Annotated in this window: 19 protein-coding genes; 11 read left to right on the forward strand and 8 right to left on the reverse strand. The window is 74.9% G+C overall.

Annotated elements, in window-relative coordinates; translation table 11 throughout:
* Nucleotides 1-14 precede the first annotated feature (14 nt).
* Nucleotides 15-713 carry a sigma-70 family RNA polymerase sigma factor gene (locus ACFWPI_RS02235; protein WP_063350556.1) on the forward strand — a complete coding sequence of 233 codons (699 nt, stop codon included), beginning with the start codon at nucleotides 15-17 and terminating at the stop codon, nucleotides 711-713.
* Between the two features lie 90 nt (nucleotides 714-803).
* On the opposite strand, the gene ACFWPI_RS02240 is transcribed toward ACFWPI_RS02235, so the two are convergent.
* Nucleotides 804-3,623, reverse strand: coding sequence for a BTAD domain-containing putative transcriptional regulator (locus ACFWPI_RS02240; RefSeq protein WP_380369960.1), 2,820 nt, complete (start codon nucleotides 3,621-3,623; stop codon nucleotides 804-806).
* Between the two features lie 351 nt (nucleotides 3,624-3,974).
* Between ACFWPI_RS02240 and ACFWPI_RS02245 the strand changes: the two genes are divergently transcribed.
* Both ACFWPI_RS02245 and ACFWPI_RS02250 read left to right on the forward strand, forming a co-directional pair.
* The gene (locus tag ACFWPI_RS02245; RefSeq protein WP_380369957.1) at nucleotides 3,975-6,737 is read left to right on the forward strand and encodes a BTAD domain-containing putative transcriptional regulator; all 2,763 of its coding nucleotides are present in this window, start codon (nucleotides 3,975-3,977) and stop codon (nucleotides 6,735-6,737) included.
* Nucleotides 6,738-7,032: 295 nt separating this feature from the next.
* A complete protein-coding gene (locus tag ACFWPI_RS02250; RefSeq protein ID WP_380369954.1) occupies nucleotides 7,033-9,423 on the forward strand; it encodes an ATP-binding protein in 2,391 nt (796 codons plus the stop codon).
* Between the two features lie 101 nt (nucleotides 9,424-9,524).
* On the opposite strand, the gene ACFWPI_RS02255 is transcribed toward ACFWPI_RS02250, so the two are convergent.
* Nucleotides 9,525-10,790 carry a serine hydrolase domain-containing protein gene (locus ACFWPI_RS02255; protein WP_380369951.1) on the reverse strand — a complete coding sequence of 422 codons (1,266 nt, stop codon included), beginning with the start codon at nucleotides 10,788-10,790 and terminating at the stop codon, nucleotides 9,525-9,527.
* A 251-nt stretch (nucleotides 10,791-11,041) separates the two neighbouring features.
* On the opposite strand from ACFWPI_RS02255, the gene ACFWPI_RS02260 reads away from it, so the two are divergent.
* The 4 genes from ACFWPI_RS02260 to ACFWPI_RS02275 all read left to right on the forward strand — a co-directional run bounded on the left by ACFWPI_RS02260 (nucleotide 11,042) and on the right by ACFWPI_RS02275 (nucleotide 14,833).
* Nucleotides 11,042-12,031 carry a phospholipase D-like domain-containing protein gene (locus ACFWPI_RS02260; protein WP_380369948.1) on the forward strand — a complete coding sequence of 330 codons (990 nt, stop codon included), beginning with the start codon at nucleotides 11,042-11,044 and terminating at the stop codon, nucleotides 12,029-12,031.
* Nucleotides 12,032-12,109: 78 nt separating this feature from the next.
* A complete protein-coding gene (locus ACFWPI_RS02265; RefSeq protein WP_380369945.1) occupies nucleotides 12,110-12,994 on the forward strand; it encodes an alkaline phosphatase family protein in 885 nt (294 codons plus the stop codon).
* 124 nt (nucleotides 12,995-13,118) lie between these two features.
* Entirely contained in the window at nucleotides 13,119-13,709 is a 591-nt protein-coding gene (locus ACFWPI_RS02270) for a hypothetical protein (protein WP_380369942.1), read from the forward strand.
* 134 nt (nucleotides 13,710-13,843) lie between these two features.
* The gene (locus tag ACFWPI_RS02275) at nucleotides 13,844-14,833 is read left to right on the forward strand and encodes a hypothetical protein (RefSeq protein WP_063350563.1); all 990 of its coding nucleotides are present in this window, start codon (nucleotides 13,844-13,846) and stop codon (nucleotides 14,831-14,833) included.
* A gap of 133 nt (nucleotides 14,834-14,966) precedes the next feature.
* Here ACFWPI_RS02275 and ACFWPI_RS02280 read toward each other — a convergent pair whose 3' ends face one another.
* Entirely contained in the window at nucleotides 14,967-16,163 is a 1,197-nt protein-coding gene (locus ACFWPI_RS02280) for a hypothetical protein (RefSeq protein ID WP_380369938.1), read from the reverse strand.
* A gap of 360 nt (nucleotides 16,164-16,523) precedes the next feature.
* Here ACFWPI_RS02280 and ACFWPI_RS02285 point away from each other — a divergent pair, with 360 nt between their 5' ends.
* Nucleotides 16,524-16,850: a hypothetical protein gene (locus ACFWPI_RS02285; protein ID WP_380369935.1), complete on the forward strand. Its 327-nt coding sequence runs from the start codon at nucleotides 16,524-16,526 to the stop codon at nucleotides 16,848-16,850.
* A 74-nt stretch (nucleotides 16,851-16,924) separates the two neighbouring features.
* Here ACFWPI_RS02285 and ACFWPI_RS02290 read toward each other — a convergent pair whose 3' ends face one another.
* Together ACFWPI_RS02290 and ACFWPI_RS02295 are read right to left on the reverse strand one after the other, a co-directional pair.
* Nucleotides 16,925-17,992 (reverse strand): hypothetical protein, encoded by a 1,068-nt coding sequence (locus ACFWPI_RS02290; protein WP_380378625.1) that lies wholly within the window; start codon nucleotides 17,990-17,992, stop codon nucleotides 16,925-16,927.
* Nucleotides 17,993-18,145: 153 nt separating this feature from the next.
* Nucleotides 18,146-18,616: a nuclear transport factor 2 family protein gene (locus ACFWPI_RS02295; protein WP_363373577.1), complete on the reverse strand. Its 471-nt coding sequence runs from the start codon at nucleotides 18,614-18,616 to the stop codon at nucleotides 18,146-18,148.
* A 101-nt stretch (nucleotides 18,617-18,717) separates the two neighbouring features.
* Between ACFWPI_RS02295 and ACFWPI_RS02300 the strand changes: the two genes are divergently transcribed.
* On the forward strand, nucleotides 18,718-19,287 hold the full coding sequence (locus ACFWPI_RS02300) for a TetR/AcrR family transcriptional regulator (RefSeq protein ID WP_380378623.1): 570 nt from the start codon (nucleotides 18,718-18,720) through the stop codon (nucleotides 19,285-19,287).
* Between the two features lie 15 nt (nucleotides 19,288-19,302).
* On the opposite strand, the gene ACFWPI_RS02305 is transcribed toward ACFWPI_RS02300, so the two are convergent.
* Nucleotides 19,303-20,574, reverse strand: a complete 1,272-nt coding sequence (locus ACFWPI_RS02305; protein WP_380378622.1) for an ROK family protein — start codon at nucleotides 20,572-20,574, stop codon at nucleotides 19,303-19,305.
* Nucleotides 20,575-20,822: 248 nt separating this feature from the next.
* Between ACFWPI_RS02305 and ACFWPI_RS02310 the strand changes: the two genes are divergently transcribed.
* Nucleotides 20,823-21,662, forward strand: a complete 840-nt coding sequence (locus ACFWPI_RS02310) for an HAD family hydrolase (protein WP_363373571.1) — start codon at nucleotides 20,823-20,825, stop codon at nucleotides 21,660-21,662.
* A gap of 93 nt (nucleotides 21,663-21,755) precedes the next feature.
* Here ACFWPI_RS02310 and ACFWPI_RS02315 read toward each other — a convergent pair whose 3' ends face one another.
* Complete coding sequence (locus ACFWPI_RS02315; RefSeq protein ID WP_380378620.1) at nucleotides 21,756-22,952, reverse strand: alginate lyase family protein; 1,197 nt, start codon at nucleotides 22,950-22,952, stop codon at nucleotides 21,756-21,758.
* Between the two features lie 188 nt (nucleotides 22,953-23,140).
* On the opposite strand from ACFWPI_RS02315, the gene ACFWPI_RS02320 reads away from it, so the two are divergent.
* Entirely contained in the window at nucleotides 23,141-23,308 is a 168-nt protein-coding gene (locus ACFWPI_RS02320) for a hypothetical protein (RefSeq protein ID WP_380378619.1), read from the forward strand.
* Between the two features lie 181 nt (nucleotides 23,309-23,489).
* On the opposite strand, the gene ACFWPI_RS02325 is transcribed toward ACFWPI_RS02320, so the two are convergent.
* Nucleotides 23,490-24,827: a DUF5685 family protein gene (locus ACFWPI_RS02325; RefSeq protein ID WP_380378617.1), complete on the reverse strand. Its 1,338-nt coding sequence runs from the start codon at nucleotides 24,825-24,827 to the stop codon at nucleotides 23,490-23,492.
* Between the last annotated feature and the right edge of the window lie 242 nt (nucleotides 24,828-25,069).

The raw sequence follows: 25,069 nt of genomic DNA on the forward strand, positions 1-25,069 counted from the left end.
CTGAGAGGCCGCGCGTGTCGAAGCAGCCCGTCGCCCAGCCCACGTCCGTCGCCCAGCCGCCCGTCGGCCCGCCGGCCGGCACGGACCCGTCGGCCACCACGGGATCCGCCCCCGCGCCCGGCACGCCGAAGGCGGCCCGCCCGACCCTCGACCCGGACACGCTCGCCGAGATCCACCGGCTGCACGGCGGCTACCTGCTGCGCGCGCTGCTGCGTGCCACCGGCGGCGACCGGGGCAAGGCCGAGGACATCCTCCAGGAGACCCTGCTGCGCGCCTGGCAGCACCCCGAGGCGCTGGCGGCCGGTGCCGAGCAGAGCCGTCCCTGGCTGTTCACGGTGGCCCGGCGGATCGCGATCGACCACTACCGGATGGCCGCCGCCCGCGCCAAGGAGGTGATCGGCGAGCCGCTGGAGGACCGTCCGCTCGCCGAGGACCCGTACGAGCAGGTGGTCGTCGCCCGGGACATCGCGCTGGCCCTGCGCCGGGTGCAGAAGCACCACCGCGAGGTGCTGGTCGAACTGCACCTGCGGGACCGCTCGGTGGTGGAGGCGGCGGCCCGGCTCGGGGTGCCGCCGGGGACGGTCAAGTCCCGCAACTTCTACGCGATCCGGGCGCTGCGCCCGGTCCTCGCGGCGGAGCACGGCTACGGCCCGGCCGACGGCCGCGGCCAGGCCGCCGCGCTCGACCGCTCGGGTGCCGCCGTCTCGCGCTGACCGCTGACCGGCTTCCCGCTGACCGGCTTCCCGCTGACCGGCCTCCGGTGGCCGCCTCCCGGCGACCGGGGGCGGACGCCCGGTGGCCGGTCAGTGCCGGCGTGGCGAGCGCGAGTTCAGCGACTCCTCCAGGCTGGTGGTGAACTCGCTCTGCACCCCGGCCAGTTGATCGTGGCTGCGGAAGCGGTCGAGCGCCGAGCGCAGCCGGTCCAGGGCCTCCGGTTCACGGCCGCGGCTCAGCAGGTAGGCGGCGTGCGACTGTTCGGCGATGGCCTGGAGGTAGAGCAGGCCCGCCTCCTCGCAGCCGGCCAGCAGCCGGTGCCAGGCCAGGTCGACGGTCTCGCTGCGCCCCTGCGGGGGCAGGGTGTGCGCCTCGGTCAGCATCGACCAGAGATGGATCGAGGTGACCGGGCGGGCGGGCAGCAGCTCCCTGGCCTCCCGGGCCTGCCGCAGCGCGTCCTGCCGGTCCCCGGCCAGCATGCTCACCCAGCTGTGGTGGACCAGGGCGACGGCCAGCGGCCGGGGGTCGCCGGACTCCACGGCCAGCGCGGCCGAGCCGGACGCCAGCCGGGCGGCCTCGGTCGCGCTGCCCAGGATCGCGGTGATCAGCGACTGGGTGGCGAGCGCGCGGGCGTACGCGGCGCGGCCCGCGGGCCCGGTCGCGGACTCGCCGGCGGCCACCGCCCGGCGCGCCGCCTCGGCCGCCTCCTGACGGCGCTCCAGCCCGAGCAGCGCGTTCGCCCGGGAGCCGTGCAACTGGGCGGCGGCCAGCTCGTCGCCGCACCGCTCGGCCGCCCGGACGCCCGCGCGCAGACAGCCCAGCCAGTCGGTGAACCGGCTGGAGCCGTAGTACAGCGGGCCGGCGGCCTGGGCCAGCCGCCAGACCCGGTCCGGGTCGTCGGCGGTGCTAGTGATCAGCGCGCGGATCGCGGGCTCCTCGGCCTGGAACCAGTCCAGTGCGGCGCGGATGCCGTCGGCCGGCGGCAGGGCCCGCGGCGGGTGGACGAGCGTGTCGAAACCGTCCTGGCCCGGCTCGATGAACTCGCCGCCCTGCCGCAGCGCCGCCTGGTAGTAGTCCAGCAGCCGCTCCCGGGCGAGGCGCCGGCGCGGCTCGGGCTGCTCGGCGAGCAGCCCGGTGCTGAACAGCCGGACCAGCTCGGCGCGGCCGTAGCGCCCGGGCGCCGCACCGGTGAGCAGGTGGTGGGCGGCGAGTTCGCCGAGCGACCGGCGGGCGGTGGCCGGGTCGGTGCCGAGCACGGCGGCACTGGTCAGGGTGTCCACCTCCCGGCCCGGGTGGGCGGCCAGGAGGGTGAGCAGCTCGGCGGCGCCGGGGGAGAGTCGGCGGTACGTCAGGAGGAGTTCGGTGGTGACGCCGGTCGCGCCGTCGGCGTCCAGGACGGGCAGCCTGGTCTGCTCGTCGGCGAGTTCGGCGACCAGTTCGGCGATCGTCCAGTCCGGGCGGGTGGCCAGCCGGGCCGCGGCGATCCGCAGCGCCAGCGGCAGGTGGTCGCAGAGCCCGGCCAGTTCGGCGGCGGCGGCCGGTTCGGCCCGCAGCCGGTCGGGGCTGAGCGCGCGCTCCAGCAATCGCAGCGAGTCGTCCTGGGGCAGCGGGGGCAGCCGCAGCAGGGCCGCACCGTCGGCGGCCACCAGCCCCTCCAGCGAGCCGCGGCTGGTCACCACGGCGGCGCAGCCGGGCCCCTGCGGCAGCAGGTCGGCGACCTGGTCGGCATCGGCGGCGTCGTCCAGGACCACCAGCAGGCGCCGCCCCCTGGTCCGGTCGCGGTACAGCGCGGCCCGGCCGTCCCGGTCCTCGGGGACGGCGCCCTCGGAGACCCCGAGGGCCCGCAGGAAGCCGCCGAGGGCGGCCTCCGGGTCGGCCGGGCCGGCCGGGTCGAGGCCCCGCAGGTCGGCGAACAGCTGCCCGTCCGGGAAGTGCGGGGCGCGGCGGTGTGCCCAGGCGGTGACCAGCGCGCTCTTGCCGGCCCCGGCCGGTCCGACCACCAGGGCCAGGCCGTCACCGGCGCGCTCCGGGCCGCACTCGCCGTCCAGCCAGTGGCTCTCGCCGTCCCGGCCGACGAAGTCGACCGGGCGGCGCGGGAGTTGACGGGGCACCCGGGGCGCGGCCGGAGGAGTCGCCGAGCGGGCCGGGGCCGGCTGCTCGGCCCGGCCCCCGGACAGCACCTCGGCGAGCGCCGCCTGGAGCGCCGGGCCGGGCCGGATCCCCAGCTCGCGGTCCAGCCGCACCCGGGCCTGGTGGTAGGCGGACAGCGCGTCCGCCGGCCGGCCGGCCTGGTGCAGGCAGCGCATCAGCAGCGCCACCAGCTCCTCGCGCAGCCCGTCCGTCCGCACGTGCTGTTCCAGGGCCGGCACCGCCGCCACCCCGCTGCCCTGGCGCAGCCGCAGCCCGGCCCAGCTGAGCACGGCGGCGGTGCGGGCCTGCTCCAGCTGGTCGACCACGGCCGCGCGCACGGCGGTGTCGGGCAGGTCGGCCAGGGCCTCGCCGCGCCACAGCCGCAACGCCTGTTCCAGCAGCGCGATCGCCTGCGCGTCCGCCGTGGCGCAGCCGAGCCCGGCCTGTTCGGCGGCCCGGTCGGTCAGCGCCTCGAAGCACAGCGCGTCCACCTCCTCGGCCGGACCGGCCAGCAGGTAGCCGGACGAGCGGGTGTGCAGCACGAACGGGGTGTCGGCGATCGCCTTGCGCAGCGCCGCCACGTGCCCCTGCAAGGCGGCCCGGGCGCTGGCCGGCGGCCGCTCGCCCCACAGCAGCTCGCAGAAGCCGTCCACCCCGACCACCCGGCCCAGCCGCAACGCGAGCAGCGCCAGGATCGCCCTGCGCTGCGCCCCCGGCAGCGAGGCGAAGCCGTCCGCCCCGGCCCGCAGCTCCACCGGGCCGAGGAGCCGAATCCGCACCAGTACCCCCACTTCACCCCACGACGGGCAGGGCGTCCCCCCGCCCCATTGATGTCCCGGGCGTGCCCCGGGGTGGAGCAGTGTAGTGCCCTGAAGTGTCCTGTTCGCGCCAGATCGCCCGCTCCCCGGGCGCCACCGGGTGGCGGCGCCCGGCGCAACGGACGTCGAGCCCGGGCCCTGCGGAACCCGCGGGGCCCGCGTTCGACCCGACAAGATCCACAAATCCCGAGCAGACCCCATCCGGCCGCGTGCACGTGACCGGACCAGGCCTATCCTCTGACGACGCCGGGAAGACGCCGGAGGTTGTCGTCGGCGGCGGATCCGATCGGCGACAGGGGAGGAGAGGGCCGCATGCACATCGACCTGCTCGGGCCGGTCGCCGTACGACGGGACGACGGGACGACGGTCACACCCTCGGCCCCCAAACGCCGCGCCCTGCTGAGCACCCTCGCCATCCGGCTCAACCAGACCGTCGGCACCGACGAGCTGATCGAGCTGGTCTGGGACGGCGACGCGCCCCCCACCGCCCGCGCCGCGCTCCAGGGGCACGTCGCGGCCCTGCGCCAACTGCTCGACTGCCCCGGGCTCACCCTGGGCACCCGCGGCGCCGGCTACCTGCTGGCCGGCGACCCCGACCGGGTGGACCTGCTGCACTTCCGCGGGCTCTGCGACCGGGCGGGCGTGCTGCGGCCCGCCCCGGCCGCGCCCGCCGCGAGCACCGAGCCCGAGCCGCACGATCCGGCCGTGCCCCTGCTGCGCGCCGCCCTGGACCTGTTCCGCGGCCCGGCCCTCGTCGACTGCGGGTCCGTCCTGCTGCGCGAGCGCACCCTGCCGCACGTCACCGACCTGCGGCTGCGCGCCCTGGACCGGCTCGCCGAGGGCCTGCTCGGGGCCGGCCGCGGCGGCGAGCTGGCCGCCGAGCTGGCCGAGGCGGCGGCCGCCCACCCGACCCGGCAGACGCTGGCCGCCCGGCTGGTCCGCTGCCTCGACCAGGCCGGCCGCCGGGACGAGGCGGCGGCCTGGTACGACCGGGCGGTGGCGCGGCTCTCCGGCCCGCCCGGCCCGGAGCTGCGCCACGCCGGTGAGCGGTCGGCGGACGGCCCCGAGCGGGACGGGCCGCCCAGACCCGCCCGGCTTCCGAGGCGCGGTGCGCCGGACCGCAGGTTCACCGGCCGGTCGGCCGAATTCGCCCGGCTCGACGAGGCCCTGGCCGCCGCCGTCCGCTCCGGCCACCCGATCCTGGTCACCGGGCCGGCCGGGGTCGGCAAGACCAGCCTGGTCCAGCACTGGTTGCAGCGGTCCGCCGAGCACTTCCCCGACGGAGTCCTGCACGCCGAGCTGGGCGGCTTCGACCCGGCCGGGCCCCGCGAACCCGCCGACGTGCTGGCCGGGTTCCTGCTCGCCCTCGGCGAGCCGGCGGGAGCCCTGCCCGCCTCGCCCGAGGAGCGGGAGCAGCGCTACCGGGAACTGCTGGCCGGCCGCCGGCTGCTGATCGTGCTGGACGACGCGCGCTCGTACGAGCAGCTCGCCCCGCTGCTGCCCGACCCGCCCCCGCCGGGGGATGGGGCCGTCGGGACTCCAGGGGACGGGGACACCGGCACCCCCGGCACCCCCGTCGTCGTCGTCACCAGCCGCAGCCGGCTGCGCGACCTGCTGGTCCGGGACGGCGGCATCCCGCTCCCGCTGGGCGTGCTCGGCGCCGAGGACGCGGCCGAACTGCTCGCCCGGACCCTCGGCCCGGCCCGGGTCGCCGCCGAACCGCAGGCGGCCGCCGACCTCGCCGCGGCCTGCGACCACCTGCCGCTCGCCCTGCGGCTGGCCGCCGCCCGGCTGGCCGCCCGCCCCGGCTGGACCCTGGGCGACCTGGCCGCGGAACTCGCCGACGAGCAGACCGGCCTCGCCACCCTGGCCGGCACCGACCGCGGCCCGATCGGCGTCACCACCGCCCTGGACCACACCTACCGCACCCTGCCGCCCGCCCCCGCCCGGCTGTTCACCCTGCTCGGCCTGCACCCCGGCGCGGTGATCGACACCGCCACCGCCGCCGCGCTCGCCGACCTGCCGCCCGCCACCACCCGCACCCTGCTGACCCGCCTCGACGCCGTCCACCTGCTGGAGGAGACCACGCCCGGCCGCTACGCCCGGCGCGAGCTGGTCCGGCGCTACGCGGCCGGGCAGGCCGCCGAACTCACCTGCGACGACCGGTTCGTCGCCCTCGACCGGCTGATCGCCCACTACCTCGCGGTCACCGCGGCCTGGACCACCGGAGGCTGGACCACCGCGGCCTGGACGCCCGAGGGTGGCGGCGCGGCCCCGGCGGACGCGGCCGCCTGGTTCCGCCGCGAGGAGAGCGCCCTGCGCGCGGTGGTGGTCTGCGCCGAGCAGTTCGGCCGGACCGCCGAATCCTGGCAGCTCGCCCACCGGATAGGCCTGCTGTACGAGACCACCGGCCACGACCGGACGCACTGGCGCGCCGTCACCGAGGCCGGCCTGCGCGCCGCCCACGGCTGCGCGGACCAGGCGGCCGTCGCCCGGCTGGCCACCGACCTCGCCGTCCTGCACGTCGACCGCGCCGCCCACCGCACCGCCGTCCAGCAGCTGGAACGGGCCGTGGCCGCCGCCGACCGGGCCGGCGACCAACTGCTGCGCCACCACTGCCGGGCCCGGGTGGCCGGTGCACTGCTGCGGGCCGGGCGCTACGACCAGGCCCTGCCGCTGATGACCGACCTGGTGAGCGCGGCCCGCACCCCGGCCGTCGGCGACCTGCTCGTCCGCGCGCTCACCGACCTCGCCGACGCGCTGGTCCTGGCCGGCGCCCCCGGCCCGGCCCTGGTCCACGCCGACGAGGCCGTCCGGGTCGCCACCACCCGTTCCGGCGCCGAGGCCGTCCTCGCCACCCAGAGCCGGGCCCGCGCCCTGCAGGCGCTCGGCCGCCGCGACGCCGCCCTGTCCACGGCCCGACTCGCCGTCGCCCTGGGCCGCACGGTCGGCGACACCGGGCTGGAGTCCCGCACCCACGGCCTGCTGGCGGACCTGCTGTGCGAACTGGGCCGTACCACCGAGGGCGCCGTCGCCAGACGGCAGGCCCGGGCCCTGGCGGCGGGGGAGCGCTGACGGTGCGCCGCCCCGCCGCAGCAGCAGCCCTGTCCCGCCCGTCCCGCTCGCCCTGTTCGTCCCGTCCGATCGGCGCAACCACAGGCGGAACTATGGGCAGAACCAGCACGCGCGGCCGTCCCACCAGCGGGTGGGACGCCGCGGCCCGCGCCGGGGTGCCCGGCGCCTGAGCTGGGCGCTCGATGCTGGGAAAGAGCTGGGTACGAGGCATACTTCTGCCCGGGAATACTTCTGCCTGGGACGGTCGATCAGGCACAACGCCTGGCAGAAGTAACGGCGCTAGCAGGGGCGGGACATGACGGCTGTGAGCGGCACGGGAACGGGCACGGACTCCGAGGGGGTCGGCGACTTCGGCCGCCTGCTGGCCGGGCACCGGGTGGCGGCGGGCCTGACCCAGGAGGAGCTCGCCGCGGCGGCCGGCGTCAGCCTGCGCGCCGTCGGGGACATGGAGCGCGGCCGCACCCGGGGGCCGCAGCGGCGTACCGTCCGGGCCCTGGCCGAGACGCTGGGCCTGGACGCCCCGCAAACCGCCGCGCTGGACCGGGCCGCCCAGTGCGGCCGCCCCCGGGGGACCAGGCCGGTGTCGGCCGCCGCCCCCACCCGTGGACCGGCCGCCCCCGCCCCGGCCCCCGTCGGACCGGCCGAGACCGGGGACGCCGCGCCCGCCGCCCCGCTCGTGCCCGGCGCCCTCGCGCTGCCCCGCGACATCGCCGACTTCACCGCCCGCGAGGACGCCCTCGCCCTGCTGGCCGAGCTGGCCGAGGACGACCGGCCCGCCCACCCCCGGGTGGTGCTGATCAGCGGTCAGCCCGGTCTGGGCAAGACCGCCTTCGCCCTGCACGCCGCCCACACCCTGGCCCCCTTCTTCCCCGACGGGCAGCTCTCGCTCGACCTCGGCGGCATGGCCGCCACCCCGCTCTCCGCCCGCGACGCGCTCGGCCAGGTGCTGCGCGCCCTGGGCGTCGCCGACAACGCCGTGCCCGCCGGGACGGAGGAGCGGGCCGGCCTCTACCGGGCCCTGGTGCGCGAGCGCCGGCTCGTCCTGGTCCTGGACAACGTCGCCGACGAGAGCCAGGTGCGCCCGCTGCTGCCCGGCTCCGGGCCCGCCGTGACCCTGGTGACCAGCCGCAACGCCCTGCCCGGACTGGAGTCGGTGCTCCGCCTGCGGCTGGACGCCCTGGCCCCGGGCGAGGCCGCCGACCTGCTGGCCCGGATCGCCGGCCGCGAGCGGATCGACGCGGCGCCCGACGCCACCGCCGAACTGGCCCGGCTCTGCGGCTACCTGCCGCTCGCGCTGCGCATCGCCGGGCAGCGGCTGGTGGCCCGCCCGCAGCAGCCGGTCAGCCATCTGGTGCGCCAACTGGCCGCCGAGGAACACCGGTTGGACCTGCTGGAAACCGGGGACCTAGCCGTCCGCCCGGCCTTCGCGCTGTCCTACCGGCGGCTGCCGGCCGAATCCCAGCTGGTGCTGCGCCGCTCCGCACTGACCGCCGGGCACGACTTCACCGCCGCCGTCGCCGCCGCCTACGCGGGCCTGCCGCCCGGCCGGACCGAACTCGTCCTGGAGCAGCTGATCGACGCCGGGCTGGTGCAACTCGCCACCCCGGAGCGCTACCGGCTGCACGACCTGGTCCGGCTCTACGCGGGCGAGCGGCTCGACGCCGACGAGGGCCCCGAGGCGGTGGCGCAGGCCCGGGCCAGGGCCGGTGACTGGCTGCTGAACCGGGCCGCCGAGTACGGCCTGCGGTTCGACCCGGACCACGCGACGGCGGACCCCGACGCCGACCCCGACGCCGACGCGGACCGGACCGGCCCCCCGGTGCCGCTCACCGAGGCGGCGCGCTGGCTGGAGGAGGAGCACCCGGAGTGGCTGGCCGCCCTCCACCAGGCCTTCGCCGCCGGCCGGCACCGGGAGGTGATCGACACCGCCGAGGCCATGCACTGGTTCTCCGACCGGCTGCTGAGCTGGGACATCTGGGCCGAGGTCTTCCAGTTGTCGGTCGACGCGGCCCGCGCCTGCGGCGACCAGCTGGCCGAGGCCGTCCACGTCAACTACCTGGCGTGGACGTACGTCACCTGCCTGCACCGCTACCAGCGCGGCATCGACCTGGCCAACGAGGGGCTGGAACTGGCCCGCCGGATCGGCGCCCGCGAGCAGGAGGGCTGGGCGCTGACCTACCTCGCGGCGGGCCTTCGGCACCTGCACCGGCACCGGGAGGCCATCGACGCCTACCACCGGGCCGCGGACGCCTTCGCCGCCGTCAACAGCCGCGCCGGCTGGATCGGCCGGCTGGTCACGCTGCGCGGCGCGGCCAACTGCCTGCGCGACTCGGGCCGGGCCGAGGAGGCGGTGGAGTCCCGCCGGCGCGCGCTGGCCGGCGCGCTGGAGCTGGTGGAGCGCTGGTCCTCGCCGTTGATGCACCTGGCGGCGGCCATGACGGCCCACGAACTCGGCCTGGACCGCGCCGCGCTGGGGCGCTGGCCGGCCGCCGAGAAGGCCTACCGGCAGGCCCTGACCCACTACGAGGAGGTCGGCCGGCCGGACAGCATGACCAAGACCCTCACCGAGCTCGGCACCGCCCTGATCGAGCAGGGCCGCGCCGAGGAGGCCCGCGAACTCCTCACCGAGGCGCTCACCGACCTCAGTGCGGACGGCCCCCGGCAGGGGCGGCGCCGGACGGGGTGAGGTCCGCACGAGGGAACGCCCGGGGCCCGGGGCCCGAGACGCGCACGCCCGCACGGCGGGTGGGCCGTGCGGGCGCGTGAGCGGCGGACTGTGCGGGTCGGTCAGATCCGGGTGTCCTCGACCACCGGCAGCGAGTGGTTCTCGGTGAAGGCGCTCGGGGCGAACGAGTTCCGCGGCGCGACGGTCGGCTTCTTGCCGCAGAAGGCCGGCTCCAGCGCGTTCATCAGGCCCTGCGTCACGGAGCCGTTGTTGGAGGCGTTGGCGAACACGACGACGGAGCGCTTGCCGTCCGGGGTGGCGAACGACTGGGTCTGGAAGCCCTGGACGATGCCGCCGTGGCCGTACACGTCGCCGCAGGACAGCGAGATGCGGCGCAGCCCGAGGCCGTAGCTGATCTTGGCGGTGGGGGTGGCCAGGGCGGCCGTCATCTGCTTCAGCGAGTCGTCCGAGACCAGCCCGCCGGAGCTGCCCGCCATCAGCGCGGTGAGGAAGTGGTCGAGGTCGGCGGCGTCGGAGATGACCGCGCCGGCCGTCCACACCCAGGAGCCGGTCTGCTGGGTGGAGTCCAGCAGCGGCTTGGTGCGGTTGTCGTTGGTGAGGTAGCCGGTGACGTGGGCGCCCTGGATCTCCTGGTCGGGCACGACGAAGGAGGTCTTGCTCAGGCCCAGCGGCTCGATGATCCGCTCGCGCAGGACGTCCTCGTAGGGGCGGCCGGTGAGGTGCTCGACCGCGAGGCCCATCAGGACGAAGTCGGTGTTGGAGTAGGAGTACCGGCTGCCGGGCGTGTACTGCTGGCCGTGCTTGACGGACATCGCCACCAGGTCGCGCGGCGCGTACACGTTGGTGCGGATGCGCGCCTCGAAGGCGCTGGTGGTCTCCTCGCCGGCCTGCTCCAGCAGGTCGTTGGTGTGGTCGTAGATCCCGGCGCGGTGCTCCATGACCTGGCGGCCCGTCATGGTCCAGGTGTCCGGCAGGGTGCCGGCCGGCAGGTAGTCGCGCAGCGGCTTGTCGAGGTCGATCAGGCCCTGCTCCGCCAGCTGCATCACGAGAACGGCGTTGAACATCTTGCTGTTGCTGCCGACCCGGAACCTCCACGAGGAGTTCATCGGGGTGCCGTCCAGGTCGGCCTTGCCGACGGCCAGCGACCGGGTGGACTCGGCGTCGCCGTGGTCGCGGATCACCGCGAAGGCGCCCGGGGCGCCCGCGTCGGTGGTGGCCTGGAGGGCGGCGCGCACCGCGGCCGTGTCCGGGGTGGGCGCGCCGGTGGTGCCCTGGTCGGCGGCCACGGCCTGCGCGGCTCCGGTCGCCAGCAGGACGACACCCGCGGCCGCCACCGCGAGCGGACGCAGAAGGCTGATCTTCGCCATGATCCTCTGTTCTCTCACTCGGCTGACGCGGCGTCCGGCCACGTCCTCGAAGATCCACTATCACCGGCGGGGCCGGTGGCTGGCAAAGTGAACCGGATCGGCCGCACCATCCGTTTCCCGACCCGGGGTCAAGGTTTTACCTGCTGTCGTCTACCCGCGTCGACCGATCCACCCGATGCTGTTCGGGCGCCTCGCGCGTGCTCCCGCACCTTCGCCCAGGCCTTCCCCCCTCACCGATCGTGGAGTTCCGCATGCCCCTGGCCACCTCCGCGCGCCGGGCCGGCGCGCTGCTGCTCGCCGCCGCCGGCCTGATACCGCTGTCCGGCACCGCCCAGGCCGCCACCGCCGCCACGTACACGCCGATCGTGTTCCCGGACCAGGACCACGGCGTCGTCTACGACCTCATCAACTCGGCCACCCGCTCGGTCGACGTGACCATGTACGAGCTGCGCGACACCACCGCCGTCAACGCCCTGATCGGCCGCCGACGGGCCGGCCTCACCGTCCGGGTGATCCTCGACGGCCGGCACACCTCGGTCAACGGCGCCGCCTACTCGGCCCTGCGGGCCGCCGGCGTCGGGGTGACGTACTCCTCCTCCGCGTTCGTCTACACCCACCAGAAGACCGTCACCGTGGACGGCGCCAAGTCCCTGATCCTGACCGGGAACCTGGACTCCACCTACTACTCCAGCAGCCGCGACTACGGCGTCGTCGACACCGACGCCAACGACGTCGCCGCGATCGAGCAGGTCTTCGCCGCCGACTACGCCCAGACCTCGATCATCCCCTCCGACGGCGACAACCTGGTCTGGTCGCCCACCGACTCGCAGGCCCGCCTGCTGGACCTGATCAACGGCGCGCAGCACACGCTGGACCTGGAGCAGCTGGAGTTCGGCGACCAGGCCCTGGTGGACGCGGTCGCCGCGGCCGCCGGCCGGGGCGTCACCGTGCGGGTGGTGGGCATGAACCCCTCGTCCTACAGCAGCTACTTCGACCAGGTGGTCACGGCCGGCGGCCAGGTGGTCACCTACTCCTCGACCACGGGCCTGTACATCCACGCCAAGGCGATCGTCGCCGACTACGGCACGCCCTCGGCCAAGGTGTTCGCCGGTTCGGAGAACTTCTCCGACAACTCGCTGAACAACAACCGCGAGCTGGGCCTGATCACCACCGACTCCGGCGTGCTGACCACCGTCGAGTCCACCGCCGCCCGCGACTTCGCCAACGGCACGCCGTACTAGACGCCGTACCGGACCGGTTCGTCGCGCAGCCCTGATCGAGCGTCCGCGCCAGGGCCGCTCCCTACCTGAGGAATTGTCATGACTTCGTCCACCAAGCACGGCTCCCGCCGCACCGCCACCGCCCTCGGCTCGGTGGCCGCCCTGCTCGCGGCCTCCGCCGGCCTCTGGGCCGCCACCGCCGCCACCGCGCAGGCCGCCGCGCTGCCCGCGCCCGACCACATCGTCGTCGTGGTGATGGAGAACCACGCCTACAACCAGGTCGTCGGCAGCAGCAGCGCCCCCTACCTCAACTCCCTGGCCACCGGCGGCGCCAACCTCACCCAGTCGTTCGGCATCACCCACCCCAGCCAGCCGAACTACTACGCCCTGTTCTCCGGCTCCACCCAGGGCGTCACCGACGACAGCTGCGTCTCCGTCGGCGCCCTCCAGGGCCCCAACCTGGCCTCCGAGGTCACCGCCGCCGGCAGGACCTGGGCCAGCTACAACGAGACCCTGCCCGCCCAGGGCAGCACCACGTGCAGCAGCGGCAAGTACGCGCAGAAGCACAACCCCTGGTTCGGCTTCGGCAACGTCCCGTTGAACTCGGCCAGGACCTTCGCCCAGTTCCCGACCGACTACACCACCCTGCCGAACGTCTCCTTCGTCGTACCGAACCTCTGCAGCGACATGCACGACTGCTCGGTCGGCACCGGCGACACCTGGATCAAGAACAACCTCGGCGCCTACGCCACCTGGGCCAAGAGCCACAACAGCCTGCTCGTGGTCACCTTCGACGAGGACAACCGGCTCGCGGGCAACCGCATCCCGACCGTCTTCTACGGCGCCCACGTCACCCCCGGCAGCACCTCCGCCGCCACCTACAACCACTACAACGTGCTGCGCACCCTGGAGGACCTCGCCGGCGCCACCACCCACGCGGGCAACGCGGCCAACGCCGCTGACATCACCGGCATCTGGAACTGAGGCCCGCCGCCCGGCCCTCCACCAGGAGCCGTCCCCGGACCACCGGCCGCCCCGCGCCCGCCGCGCGGGGCGGCCGCCGCGTCGGAGGTCGACAGCGGCGCGGGGGGGCGGCAAGGATGGGGGCGTGCGATTCGATGCCGTGCCGATGCCGGAGCGGGTGGGGGAGCGGCCCCGGGACGTCCGGGGCTATCCGGTGCCGGCGATCACGCCCTGGCGTGGCGGCGAGCCGCAGTTCGCGTTGACCGACCACGAGCGCAGCGCGAACTGCGCGCTGGAGCGCCTCTGTTCGGTGTGCGGGGGATTCATGGCCCGGGGCCCGGTGTGGCGCGTGGTCGGGGCGGCGGAGAGCGCGGCGATCGGGGCCGCGCTCGCCGAGGGGCGGCCGTACCGCAACCTCGCGCCGACCATGGAGGGGCCGGGCCACCGGGCCTGCATGCTCTACGCGGCGATGGTGTGCCCGTACCTGGCCCGGCCGAACGCCCGGCGCCGGGCGGCGGCGCACGGCGGCGCGGACGAGCTGACGGCGGCCGCCGTGCGCGGGGCGGTGCGGGGCGGCACGGGGGCGGTGGTCGGGTTCGGCGACTACGAGTACGCCGTCACCGAGAGCCGGGTGCTGTTCCGTTTCCTGGATCCGGTCGAGTTCCTGCCGCACGAGTCCGCCGACGAGCAGCTGCCCGCGCTCCGGGCCGAGTTGGCCTCGCGCGGCGGACTTTAGCGGAGGATTTGCACTGTTCCCCCCGTACCGGGCACGAACCAGTGGCAGACTGAGGCGGACATGACCAGTCCTGGATCGGGGGCGGCCGTCCATCAGCGACGGCATCAGGGCACCGACATCGAGGAGCACGTTTCTTGACCACTCACCTCAGGCACGGCACCGGCGCGCGGAAGGTGCTGGCGCTGCTGGCGGCACTGTGCGGGATCGTCGGCCTCACCGCGCTCGGTACGACCCCTGCGGCGGCGGCCGATTCGCGACACGCGATCTACGCCATCGCGCACCGGGTCGACACCCTGGACGGCGTGGACGCCGCGCTCGGCCACGGCGCCAACGCCATCGAGATCGACGTCTGCGCCTGGTGGAACCCGAACGAATGGCGCGCCTACCACGACTGTTCCTCGGCCGGTGAGAACCGCCTGGGCCCCAGCTTCGACAGCATGATCGACCGCATCCTCTCCAACGCCAACGCCGGACGCCGACTGTCGCTGGTCTGGCTGGACATCAAGGACCCGAACTACTGCGGGGAACAGCCCAACCGCACGTGCAGCGTCGCCGGACTGCGCGACAAGGCGCAGCGGTTGACGGCCGCCGGGATCCAGGTGCTCTACGGCTTCTTCGAGTACCACGGCGGCAACACCCCGGACGTCGGCGGCAGGGGCTGGCAGAGCCTGGAAGGCAAGCTCGGCCCGCTGGAGGGCATCACGTCCACCGGCACCCGTGACCAGGTCCAGGGCGCCTTCAACCGGTCCGGTTCCGGATTCCCGGCCGGTCACCGGGCGATGGACTACGGCGACACCGACATCACCAAGGGCTTCGGCAACTGCACGGAGGCCACCTACAACACGTGCGCGGAGCTGAAGAAGGGCGCCGGGGACCGCGCCGCCGGGCGGCTCGCGGCCACGCTGTCCTGGACGGCCACCTACAACGACCCGTGGTACGTCGACAAGCTGCTCGGCGACGCGGGTGTGGACGGCATCATCGCCGGCTACGGCGCCTTCACCGGCGTGCGCGAGTACGACAACAGCTGGCAGTGCGCCAACGCCATCAACCTCGTCCGTGACTGGGTGAACCGCCACAGCGGTACCCACCGCATGGCCAACAGCGGCGACCGCCTGTTCCGCTAGGCCTGTTCCGCTAGGCCTGTTCCGCTGGGCCTGTTCCGCTGGGCCTGTTCCGCGGGGCCCTGCCCGGCCGAAGGGCACCCGCCGTCCCGCCCGCCAGCTGCCTGTGCGGCCGGCGGGCGGGACGGCGCGACGGTCAGCGGGTGACGGTCCACTGCTGCTCGGCGGAGCCGTCGCAGGTCCACACCCCGAGCTCCTTGCCGTCCTCGTGGTAGGTCAGGCAGTCCTGGTCGCTGATCCGGATCACGTACCGGTCGCCCGAGACGTTCTTCACCTCCCACTTCTGCTCCGAAGAGCCCTTCCACCCCTTGGTGTTGGCGAAGTAGGTGCCGGTGTTCTCGGTGAGGTCCCGCCCGAGCGCGTTGGTGATCCGGTAGCGGCCGCCGCCCGCGTCGCGGAACGTCCAGGTGCCGCCCGCGTCGCCCGGCTTCCCGGCGACCACCGAGGCGCCCTCGCCGGAGCCGGTGGCGACGGCGCCGAGGTTGTTGACGGTCCGCAGGTGCACGGGCGTGTTGAGCGCGGGCCGGCCGGAGCCGGTGGGGGTGCCGGTGCCGGGCTTGGTGCCGGGCTCGGCCGGATCGCCGGGCTTGCCGGTGTGGGGAGGCTTGGCCGGCGTGGCGGGCACCCCGGGGTCGTACGGCGTGCCGGGGTCCTTCGGCATCGCGGGGACGATCTGGGTGGCCGGCAGCCCGCCCGGCGCGGGAGTGCCCGGGTCCCTCGGTACGCCGGGGAACGGCATCGGGGAGAAGTTCACGACGCCGTCGGTGTGGTTGTAATGCTGGCCGGCGCTGCCCGTGCCCCTCGGGTACGTCCAGGTGTGCTCGCGGGTGGTCCGGTTGAAGAGGCCGTAGAACCCCCAGTTGCCCCAGCCGCCGTCGAAGCCGTTGGCGAAGCTGCCGCCGCCGGAGAAGATCCAGATCCGGTAGGTCTGGTCCTCGCGCGAGGTCTGGTCGTGGTAGTCGATGTCGTACGTGAAGGCGACGTTCTGGAAGCTCTGCTCGTAGTTGTGGACGTACCAGGGGTCTCCGAAGGCGTTGTCGCCCTTGATGTCGAAGACCATGATGTTGTAGCTGCCGCCGGTCGCCTTGATCAGCATGTCGAGCGTGTCCTGGACGAACTCGCCGCGGGCCCGGTTCTTGGCCTCCGAGGTGTGCTGCGCCGCCTGGATGCACCACACCAGGCTGGTCGAGCCGGGAGTCACCGTGTTGGCGGCGTTGCAGTTCTCCTGGGCCGGGTCGTACGAGCCGTCGGCCATCGCGGGCCCTGCCAGACCCAGGACGGCCACGGCACTCATCCCTGCGGCCAGGGCCGACAGCTTCTTCGTCGAACGCACGTGCTCTCCTTGCGAGTTCTGTGATGGGCGGGACAAAATATGGCATTCCGGTCAGCCGATCAGTGCCACTTTGTCTCGATCCATACGCATCCCTTGCGAAGGCCTGACGCCCGCGGTGCGCCGGCCCGAACCCGTGCGGGCGATTCCCCAAGCCCCTTGTGAAGGACGGATGATCGGGCCGCCCGGGTTCAATGGGCCACGTCCGCCCGTCCCGGCTGTCCTGCGCCCAAGGCCGCCGGCGCGCCCTCACCCGGCGCGGAAGAGTGGAGTGCGGCGCGATGGGCGTGCGGATGCGGCGCCGTGGCAACGGATGTGACCGCTCGGCCCCCATCCGAGGGGCCGCTCGACGAGAGGACATCCATGCGCCCCGGACGACTCGCCGGCGCAGGCCTGGCGGCGGTGGCACTGACAGCCACCTTCGCCGGCCCCGCCCAGGCCGACAACCTGCCCGAGACCGTGTCCGCCACCGGCTCCCCGAGCGGCGTCACCGCCATCTGCCCCGAGGGCCTGCACCCGGACAACGACTGGATCATCACCAACGGCGACGGCACCCGGCTCGGCGCGAACCAGCGGTGGCAGTGGAGGGACAGTGACGGAGGCAGGGGCATCATCGTCTGGATCGCCCCCTACCTCGACTCGCCGCCCCCGCCCCCCAGCATCAGGCTGACGATCTCCTGCATCTCCTGAGCGCCCGACGGCGGAGGGGGCGCGCCAGCTGCCGCGCCCCCTCCGCCGTCAGCTGCTCACGTTGTTCCGGGGGCTCACGGCCGGTAGGCGGGAAGGCCCTTGACGGTGGAGAGCGGGGCCGGGGCGGCGGAGCCGTCGGCGGGGAGGGTGCTGACGCCGTCGGGGGTGCGGGCCGCGATGGTCCTGCCGTCGGGGGACCACGCGGGTTCGGTGTAGTCGGTGGCGGCGGCGGGGGTGAGGTCCTTCTCGTCCTTCTGGTCGATCCGGCTGGAGCGGGTGAACAGGTGGTCGTGCCCGTCGACGGAGCGGACGAACACGACGTGCTCGCCGTCGGGGGAGAGGGCCGGCTGGGAGCCCTGGCCCAGGTCGCGGGTGGCGGGGCGGATGTAGTCGTCGTAGAGGTAGACCTCGTCGGCGGGGGTGTTGGCGTAGACGATCTCGCCGTGCCGGCCACCGGCGTCCGCCCAGGTGTTGCCGGTCTGCGGCGGCTGCGGCATGTTCGCGTTGCCGTCCAGGGAGGTGTGCGGGGTGAGCACCTCGGGGGTGCCGCCGACGGCCTTGGTGGGGATCTTCTCCAGGCGCAGGACGCCGCCCTTGGCGGCGGCGAAGACGATGGTGTCGAAGCGTTCGGCGGATTCGGGGAGGTCGCTGGGGCCCTGCGCGGCGTGCTGCCAGGTCGGGTGGGACCAGGCCTCGCCGCCGGGGGCCGTGGCGAGGGTGACCTTCGCGCCGCCGTCGGGGTCGGCGACGACGAGGTCGCCGTTGCCGTTGATGAAGGCCGCCCGCTTGCCGTCGGGGGACCAGACGAGGTCGCGGACGACGGTGCCGAAGTCGACGGTGGTGCCGTTCATCGCGACGGCCCGGGTGCCGGTGCTGACGGTCAGGTGGTTGGCGGCGCTGGTGCCGTTGACCTCCTTGGTGCCGGGCGCGGGGGTGCTCGGCGCGGGGGTGCTCGGTGCGGGGTTGCTCGGGCGGGCGGGGCCGCCCGGGGCCGGGGCCCCCGGAGCGGTGGCGCCGGGCGCCGCGCTGCCGGGGGCGGCGGCGTCCGAGCCGGCGTTGTCGGGGCCGCAGGCGGAGAGCAGGACGGCGCCGACGGTGGTCATCACGGCGAGCGCGGCGGTGGTGCCGAATCTGTTGCGCACGGGCATTTCCAGGTCCCCCCTCGGGTGCGGTTCGCGTTCGAGGAGCAGCATCCCAGGGGGAGTTCAGCGGCCGGTGCGAGCCGTGTCACGGTCGTGGAACAACGGTCGCCCCGGCCTGCCGTGCCGGGACCGGGAGTGGAGCCTGGCGCCGGGTCAGAGTCCGAGGGCGGTGAGGCCGGGGTGGTCGTCGGGGCGCCGGCCGAGCGGCCAGTGGAAGAGGCGTTCGGCGGCGGTGATCGGCAGGTCGTTGATGGCGGCGTGGCGGTGCGCCATCAGGCCGTCGCGGTCGAACTCCCAGTTCTCGTTGCCGTAGGAGCGGTACCACTGGCCGGAGTCGTCGTGCCACTCGTAGGCGAAGCGGACGGCGATGCGGTCGCCGTCGTGCGCCCACAGCTCCTTGACGAGGCGGTAGTCGAGTTCGCGGTGCCACTTGCGGGTGAGGAAGTCGGCGATCCGCTCGCGTCCGGTGAGGAACTCGGTGCGGTTGCGCCACCGGCTGTCGGGTGTGTAGGCGAGGGCGACACGGTGGGGGTCGCGGGTGTTCCAGGCGTCTTCGGCGGCGCGGACCTTTCGGCGGGCGGTCTCCGGGGTGAACGGGGGCAGGGGAGGGCGCTGTTCGGTCACGGGGTCTCCTCGGGCATGGCGGAGCCGACGGTGAGAACGATCGTTCTCGCTGTAGCGGCTACCCTAGGAGAACCATCGTTCTCACGCAAAGGGCACGGCAGATGGACCAGCACGACCCGCGGGGCCTGATCCTCGACGCGGCCGAGGAGCTGTTCTACGGTCAGGGCATCCAGGCGGTCGGCATGGACGCCGTCCGGGCGGCCTCCGGCCTGACGATGCGCCGGCTCTACCAGCAGTTCCCGTCCAAGGGCGACCTGGTCGAGGCGTACCTGCGGCGCCGGGACGGGCGCTGGCGGGCGAACCTCGCCGCCTACGTGGCCGGCGCCGCCACGCTGCCGCGCGACCAGCTGCTCGCCGTCTTCGACTGGCTCGGCCGCTGGTTCGCCGAACCCGACTTCCGGGGCTGCGCGTTCGTCAACTCCTTCGGCGAGCTGGGCGCCGTCTCACCGGCGGTCACGGCGGCCGCCCGGCAGCACAAGGAGGAGTTCAACGCCTACCTCGCCTGCCTGGCCGAGGCCGCCGGCGCCCCGCCCGCCACCGCCGCCCAGCTGGCGCTGCTCGCCGAGGGGGCGATGACCACCGCCGCCGTGCACGGCGACCCGAGCGCCGCCGCCGACGCCAAGGCGGCCGCCCGCGTGCTGCTGGACGCCGCCCTGTCCGCCCGCGCCTGACGGACCGCGGGGCCGTCAGCCCGGGACGGGGGCCGTGCGCCGCTCGAAGACCTCGGGGCGGGCCGCCTCCAGGGCGGTGGCGACGGCGCCCAGCAGGACGGCGTCCTGGCCCAGCCGGCTCGGCTCCAGCCGGGGCCGCAGCGGGGAACGCTCGTACAGGGCCTGCTCCAACGGGCGCAGCAGCAGGTCGGCGCTGCGCCCGATGCCGCCGCCGAGGACGACCACGTCCGGGTCGAGCAGCGCGGCGACGACGGCGAGGACGTAGCCCAGGCGGTCCACCTCCTGCCGGACGGCCTCGACCGCGGCGGGCTCGCCGAGCCGGGCCCGGGTGAACACCTTCTCGGCGGTGAGCGGCCGCCGCATCCCGAGGTCGAGGGCGGTGCGCACCACGGCATCGGCCGAGACGGTCTCCTCCAGGGTGGTGCCGGTGCCGGTGGTCGCAGTGGCAGTGGCAGTGGCGGAGGCGCAGCCCGGCAGTCGCAGCAGCCCGAGTTCCCCGGCCGCGCCGTGCGCCCCCGTCAGCAGTTCGCCGTCCTTGACCACGCCCAGGCCGAGTCCGGTGCCGACCAGCAGGTAGACGAAGAGCCGGCTGCCCGCGCCCGCGCCGTAGGTGTACTCGCCGACGGCGGCGAGGTTGGCGTCGTTGGCGACGGTGACGGTGGTGCCCAGGCCGTCGGCTATTCGGTCGAACAGGCCGGGGCGGCCCCAGCCGGGCAGGCTGGCAGCGAGCCTGACGCTGCGTCTGCGCTCGTCCCAGACCCCGGGCGTGCCGGCCACGGTGTGGGCGACGGCGGTGCCGGGCAGGCCCGCCTCGGCGAGGGCCTCGCGGGCGGCCGCGACGACGGCGTCGGCGACGGCGTCGGCCGAGCGGCCGCGGTTGGGCAGGTCGCGGCGGGCGACGACGCATCCGGACAGGTCGGCGACGGCGACCCGCAGCCGGGCCCGGCCGATGTCGAGCCCGAGGACGTGCCCGGCGGCCGGGTCGGTCTCGTACAGGACGGCGGTGCGGCCGCGCTCGGGGGCGAACCTGCCGGCCTCGCGGGCGAGTCCGGCGAGTTCGAGGGTGGCCAGTGCGGTGGAGACGGTCGGCTTGGACAGCCCGGTGTCGCGGGCGAGTTGGGCCCGGGAGAGCGGGCCGTGGCAGCGCAGCCGCTCCAGCAGGAGCCACTCGTTGTTGCTCCGGAGCCGCTGCCGGTTCCACGGCTGTTGTCCAGGCCCTGACAGTGGGGCGAGGGTGACGGGCTGCGGCGCCCCGTCCGTGGCCGTAGTCCGTCCTGCTGTGCTCATTCGGTCGATCGTAGGGCACCCGTCAGCCGCCGAACGGGCCGCGCCGGTGATACCGTCCGAGCGTCTGGCGACCGTCCGCCCGGCCACCGCCGGGCCCGGCCCGCGAGCTCCCTGCACCACCGAATCGGGCGCCCCGCGTGCACACACACGCCGCGTGCGCACCGCCCGCGCCGTACGCGCGCGTACCGCACACGCCTCCGCGCCCGGCCGCTCCCACCGAAACCCCGACCAGCACGGAGCACCGACCCATGAGCCTCCCGAGCACCACCCCACCCACCGTCACCCCGATACGGCCGCCGCGCCTGGTGGCCACCGACCTCGACGGGACGATCGTGCGCGGCGACCGCACCGTCTCGGCCCGCACCGTCGCCGCGCTCGCCCGGGTCGAACGGGCCGGCGGGCTCGTCGTCCTGGTCACCGGCCGCCCGCCGCGCCTGATGGGCGAGATCGCGGCCGCCTTCGGCCACCGGGGCGTGGCGATCTGCTCCAACGGCGCATTCGGCTACGACATGCGCACCCGCGCGGTGATCGCCGAGAACCCGATCCCGGTCGACGTGCTCGGCGAGAGCGCCCGGCGGCTGCGCGAGGCCGTGCCGGGGATCGGGCTGGCCGTCGAGTACGCCCAGGAGCTGGCCGGGGACGCGCACTACGAGGCGGGCGCCTGGGACGCCGACACCACCGTGCAACGCCTCGACGACGCACGGCTGTTCGGTCGCCCGGCGCCCAAGCTGATCGGCCGTCACCCGGAGCTGTCCGCGGACGAGCTGCTGGCGCTGGCCCGCCCGGTGCTCGGCGAGCTGGTGACGGTCTACCACGCGAACGGCGAGCGGCTGGTCGAGGCCGTCGCGAAGGGCGTCAGCAAGGCCTCCGCGCTCGGCGACCTGGCGCGGCGGCGAGGGATCACCCGCGAGCAGGCGGTCGCGTTCGGCGACATGCCCAACGACCTGCCGATGATGGCCTGGGCGGGCACCTCGTACGGTGTCGCCAACGCCCACCCTGAGGTGCTGGCCACGGTGGACCACGTCATCGGCAGCAACGACGAGGACGGGGTGGCCACCGTCCTGGAGGGCCTGTTCCCCGAGGGGTGAGCCGCGCGGAACGGGCGTTCCCGGGAAGGGCGCGGCCGAAACGGCGGCCCCGGGCGGGTGCACTCCCGGAACCGCCGCTTCCCGCCCGCGCCGTCAGGGCGCGCTGGTGTGGGTCAGGGTCTCCCAGCCGATGAAGTGGTCGGCCCCGAACGGGCTGCGCGCGGCCACGTACCGCCCGGTCTGCGGCATCGCCACACCCTCGCGCAGGTGGTACTCGTTGTACGCGAGCTGGACGGCCGGGCCGAGGCCGGTCTTCGGCGAGCCGTCGCAGAGCCAGTTCGGAACTTTCGCGCCGTTCTCGTACGCGGTGTGGAACTCCAGGGCCTTGACCAGCCGTTCGCGTCCCTCGCCCCACAGGTCGAGGCCCTGGAGCCGGGCGGTCTCGGCGGTCTGGGCGGCGGCCTCCAGACCCCAGCCGGTGTGCCCGAAGTCGCGGCAGGTCTCCTGCGACAGCCCGTCCACGAAGGTCGACTGGCCGGACCAGTAATTCACCAGCGCGGTCTTGCCCTCGATCCCGGCTTTGGGCGGCGGCACCGGCAGGGCGCCGTCGGAGGACAGGTAGACGTAGGCGGGCAGGCGCTTGCGCCACATTCCTGCCGCCTGGTCGAACAGGCCGCGGTCGTCGAGGAAGACCGCGATGCCCATCAGGGCGTCGGTCTCGATCAGCTCCCAGTTGCCGTTCTTGCGCGGGCTGCCGGGCGACAGCAGCGGCACGTAGACGGTGCGCAGCATGGTGGCGAAGCGGTCGATCGAGGCGGTCGGCCAGCCCGCCCCGGAGTGGCGGATCAACTCGGCGGCCCGGGACCAGTTGTTGCCCGACCAGCCGGTCTGCAGCGGGGCGTTGCTGTTGGTGTGCTCCTGGATCACGGCCGACCAGGCGTCCATGATCTCGATCGCCTTGTCGGCGTACCGCTGGTCGTGGGTGAGCACCCACTGCAGGGCGTGGGCGTAGGCGGCCATCGCGTCGTTGCGCTCGTCCGAACAGCCGTTGTCGGGGTGGGAGCGGGACCCGCACTCGACGGTGGCGCGCGGCCGGGGCCGCCAGTCCAACGAGGCGTACGTGCTCGACCGGAGGTCGGCGAAGGCGGACGTCCAGGGTTCGGCCCCGGCCGCCAGCTTGCCCTTGAGGAAGGCGAGTTGCTGGTCGCCGACCAGCACGCCGGGGTGCCGGAAGGCGGCCCGGGCGCCGTGCGCGGCGGGTGCGGCGGCCTCGGCGGGTGTGGAGGCGAGCGGGAGCAGGGCGGCGAGTGCCGCCGCGGCGATCAGTGTCCTGGTGCGGCTACGGCCCATGGGGAGCTGGTCCTCTCGCGGGGGGAGGCGGTCGAGCACTGGTGCCATGTTAGGAAAGTTGCCTAACATGAGAAGTGAACCACCAACCCCCGCGCGCGCCAAGAGGACCGGCTCCGTTCACCGCCGCACCCGTAGGCGTGCGTTCCGCATTTATCGCCTGTTGATCGTCGGGGCGTAACGTCGGACTCATGAACGAGATAACGGCCGAGTGGCCGGGGGCGGCGCCCGAGGGGCGGATGACGGAGCAGGACACCGAGCGGTTCCGGGAGTTGCTGGCGCGCTTGGAGAACTCGCTGGCGGCGGACCGGACGGCGGACCGGGCGAGGCGCCGGGCGGCGGCCGGGTTCGATGCCTGACGGGCCGGAGCGGCGCCCGGTGGTGGTGCTGCCGCTCTGGCGGCGCGGTGAGTCGTACGGGCCGGCGGACCGGCCCGGGGTGCCGCGGGGGCGCTCCGGGCCGGTGGCGGTCGATCAGGTGACGGCGTCGCCGCTGCCGCCGGCGGCGCGGTGGAATCCGGACCGCTGACGGTACGGCACGTCAGCAGCTGCAGTCACAGCAGTCGCAGCCGTCACAACAGCTGCAACCGTCGTAGCCATCGCAACCGTTGCAGCAGTTGCAAGGGTCGCAGCAGTCGCCGCAGTCGCAGTCGTGCCGCTGGCACCAGCCCTCCCGGCGCTCCCGGCTGAACGGGTCGTTGTGGTCGCAGCAGAGCAACTGGCAGGTGCAGGCCATCAGCGCCCACACCGCGCAGCCGGCCAGCAGGTTGCGCGGTCGCGGCGGCTTGCTGCCGATCGGGGTGAAGCCGGGGCCCTGGGGGACCCATGGCGGGAGCGGGGTCTGGCCGGGATCCTGACCGGGGGTCTGCCCGGGCGGCGCCTGGCGCGGCGGCGCGTCGTGCGGGTGCTCCCCGGCGGCGGCGTGCGGGTGCCCGCCGGTCGTTGCGTGCGCGGATCCGTCGGGGGCGGACCCGTCGGCGACGGGTCCGGCGTTCCGGGTGCGGCAGGCGGCTGCGTGGGCGGCCGGGCCGAAGACCCGCTCGACGGCCCGCTCGGTCTCGTGCGCGAGCAGCAGGTGCACCAGGGCCCGGTCGGTCAGTTCGACCTCGCGCAGCGCGAGCCGGATGCCGTGGACGGCGTCGCGGCACAGGCGTTCGGCCTCGGCGCGGTCGGTGCCGGTGGCGGTCAGCGGGTTCCAGGCGCCGCCGGCGGCGTCGGCGGCCTGGTCCTCGGCGGCGTCGAGGAGGTGGGCGAGCCGGCCGAAGAGCCGGCCGGCCTCGGCGAGCGGGGCGGCGTTGCCGGGGCGCCCGGCGAGGACGGCGGTGTGCGCGAACGCGGCCGAGGTGGCGGTCTCGGTGGGCTCGGTGACCAGCAGGACGGAACCGCCGGGCGGCAGTGACCGCTCCAACTCGCCCTGCCGGGAGGCGGCTTCGAGCAGCACGCCGGTGTCGAAGCCGACCGCCGAGGCGCTGCCGGCACTCTTCCGGTCCCACCGCCGGGTGACCGCGCGGGCCCCGACGGCGACCGGGCGGCGGCCGAACACGCCGTCACGGTCCTCGACGTGGTCGCGGATCTTGACCGAGGCGAGGGCGAGCGAGACGGCGGCGGCGAGCCGGGCGCCCTCACCCCGGGCGACGGAGGCGGTGCGCATGCCGCGCAGCGGGCAGGGCCCGGCGGTGCGCCGCCAGGAGGCGTCCTCGCGGGCGGCCTGGGCCTCGACCAGGACCGAGATGATCAGGCCGTCGTAGTTGGTGGCGGTGCGGGCGAGTTGGCCGTGGTCGTCGCGCAGCGCGAGGCAGAGCCCGCACAGGTGCGCCAGCCACGATGCCTGAAGCCGTTCGGACAGCCGGTGCTTGCACGGTCTGATGATGCCGAACATGATTCCCCCTCGCCGGTGGGCCGCTGACCAGCCCTGATCCGCCGAACATCATATGATCACCGCCCCTCCCGGGCCGAGGGGTCGGAGGAGCCGAGGAGCCGAGGAGCCGAAGCCGAGGAGCCGAGGAGTCGAAGGGGCGGAGGAGCCGGAGGAACGGGAGAGGGCGCGAGGAGCGCAGGGGCGCGCAGTCGAACGCAGCGCGCAGTCCCGGCCGAGTCCACGCCGCCCGCCCTTCCCCACGC

Origin of the sequence: Kitasatospora sp. NPDC058492 (assembly GCF_042720685.1) — a bacterium.
GTDB lineage: Bacteria > Actinomycetota > Actinomycetes > Streptomycetales > Streptomycetaceae > Kitasatospora.

Bases quoted from the DNA above. Each gene is read 5' to 3' on its own strand.
- ACFWPI_RS02260 (WP_380369948.1), top strand. From the start codon at position 11,042: ATGCCCCTGGCCACCTCCGCGCGCCGGGCCGGCGCGCTGCTGCTCGCC.
- ACFWPI_RS02245 (WP_380369957.1), top strand. From the start codon at position 3,975: ATGCACATCGACCTGCTCGGGCCGGTCGCCGTACGACGGGACGACGGG.
- ACFWPI_RS02265 (WP_380369945.1), top strand. From the start codon at position 12,110: ATGACTTCGTCCACCAAGCACGGCTCCCGCCGCACCGCCACCGCCCTC.
- ACFWPI_RS02300 (WP_380378623.1), top strand. From the start codon at position 18,718: ATGGACCAGCACGACCCGCGGGGCCTGATCCTCGACGCGGCCGAGGAG.
- ACFWPI_RS02310 (WP_363373571.1), top strand. From the start codon at position 20,823: ATGAGCCTCCCGAGCACCACCCCACCCACCGTCACCCCGATACGGCCG.
- ACFWPI_RS02285 (WP_380369935.1), top strand. From the start codon at position 16,524: ATGCGCCCCGGACGACTCGCCGGCGCAGGCCTGGCGGCGGTGGCACTG.
- ACFWPI_RS02325 (WP_380378617.1), bottom strand. From the start codon at position 24,827: ATGTTCGGCATCATCAGACCGTGCAAGCACCGGCTGTCCGAACGGCTT.
- ACFWPI_RS02305 (WP_380378622.1), bottom strand. From the start codon at position 20,574: ATGAGCACAGCAGGACGGACTACGGCCACGGACGGGGCGCCGCAGCCC.
- ACFWPI_RS02315 (WP_380378620.1), bottom strand. From the start codon at position 22,952: ATGGGCCGTAGCCGCACCAGGACACTGATCGCCGCGGCGGCACTCGCC.
- ACFWPI_RS02255 (WP_380369951.1), bottom strand. From the start codon at position 10,790: ATGGCGAAGATCAGCCTTCTGCGTCCGCTCGCGGTGGCGGCCGCGGGT.
- ACFWPI_RS02320 (WP_380378619.1), top strand. From the start codon at position 23,141: ATGAACGAGATAACGGCCGAGTGGCCGGGGGCGGCGCCCGAGGGGCGG.
- ACFWPI_RS02250 (WP_380369954.1), top strand. From the start codon at position 7,033: ATGACGGCTGTGAGCGGCACGGGAACGGGCACGGACTCCGAGGGGGTC.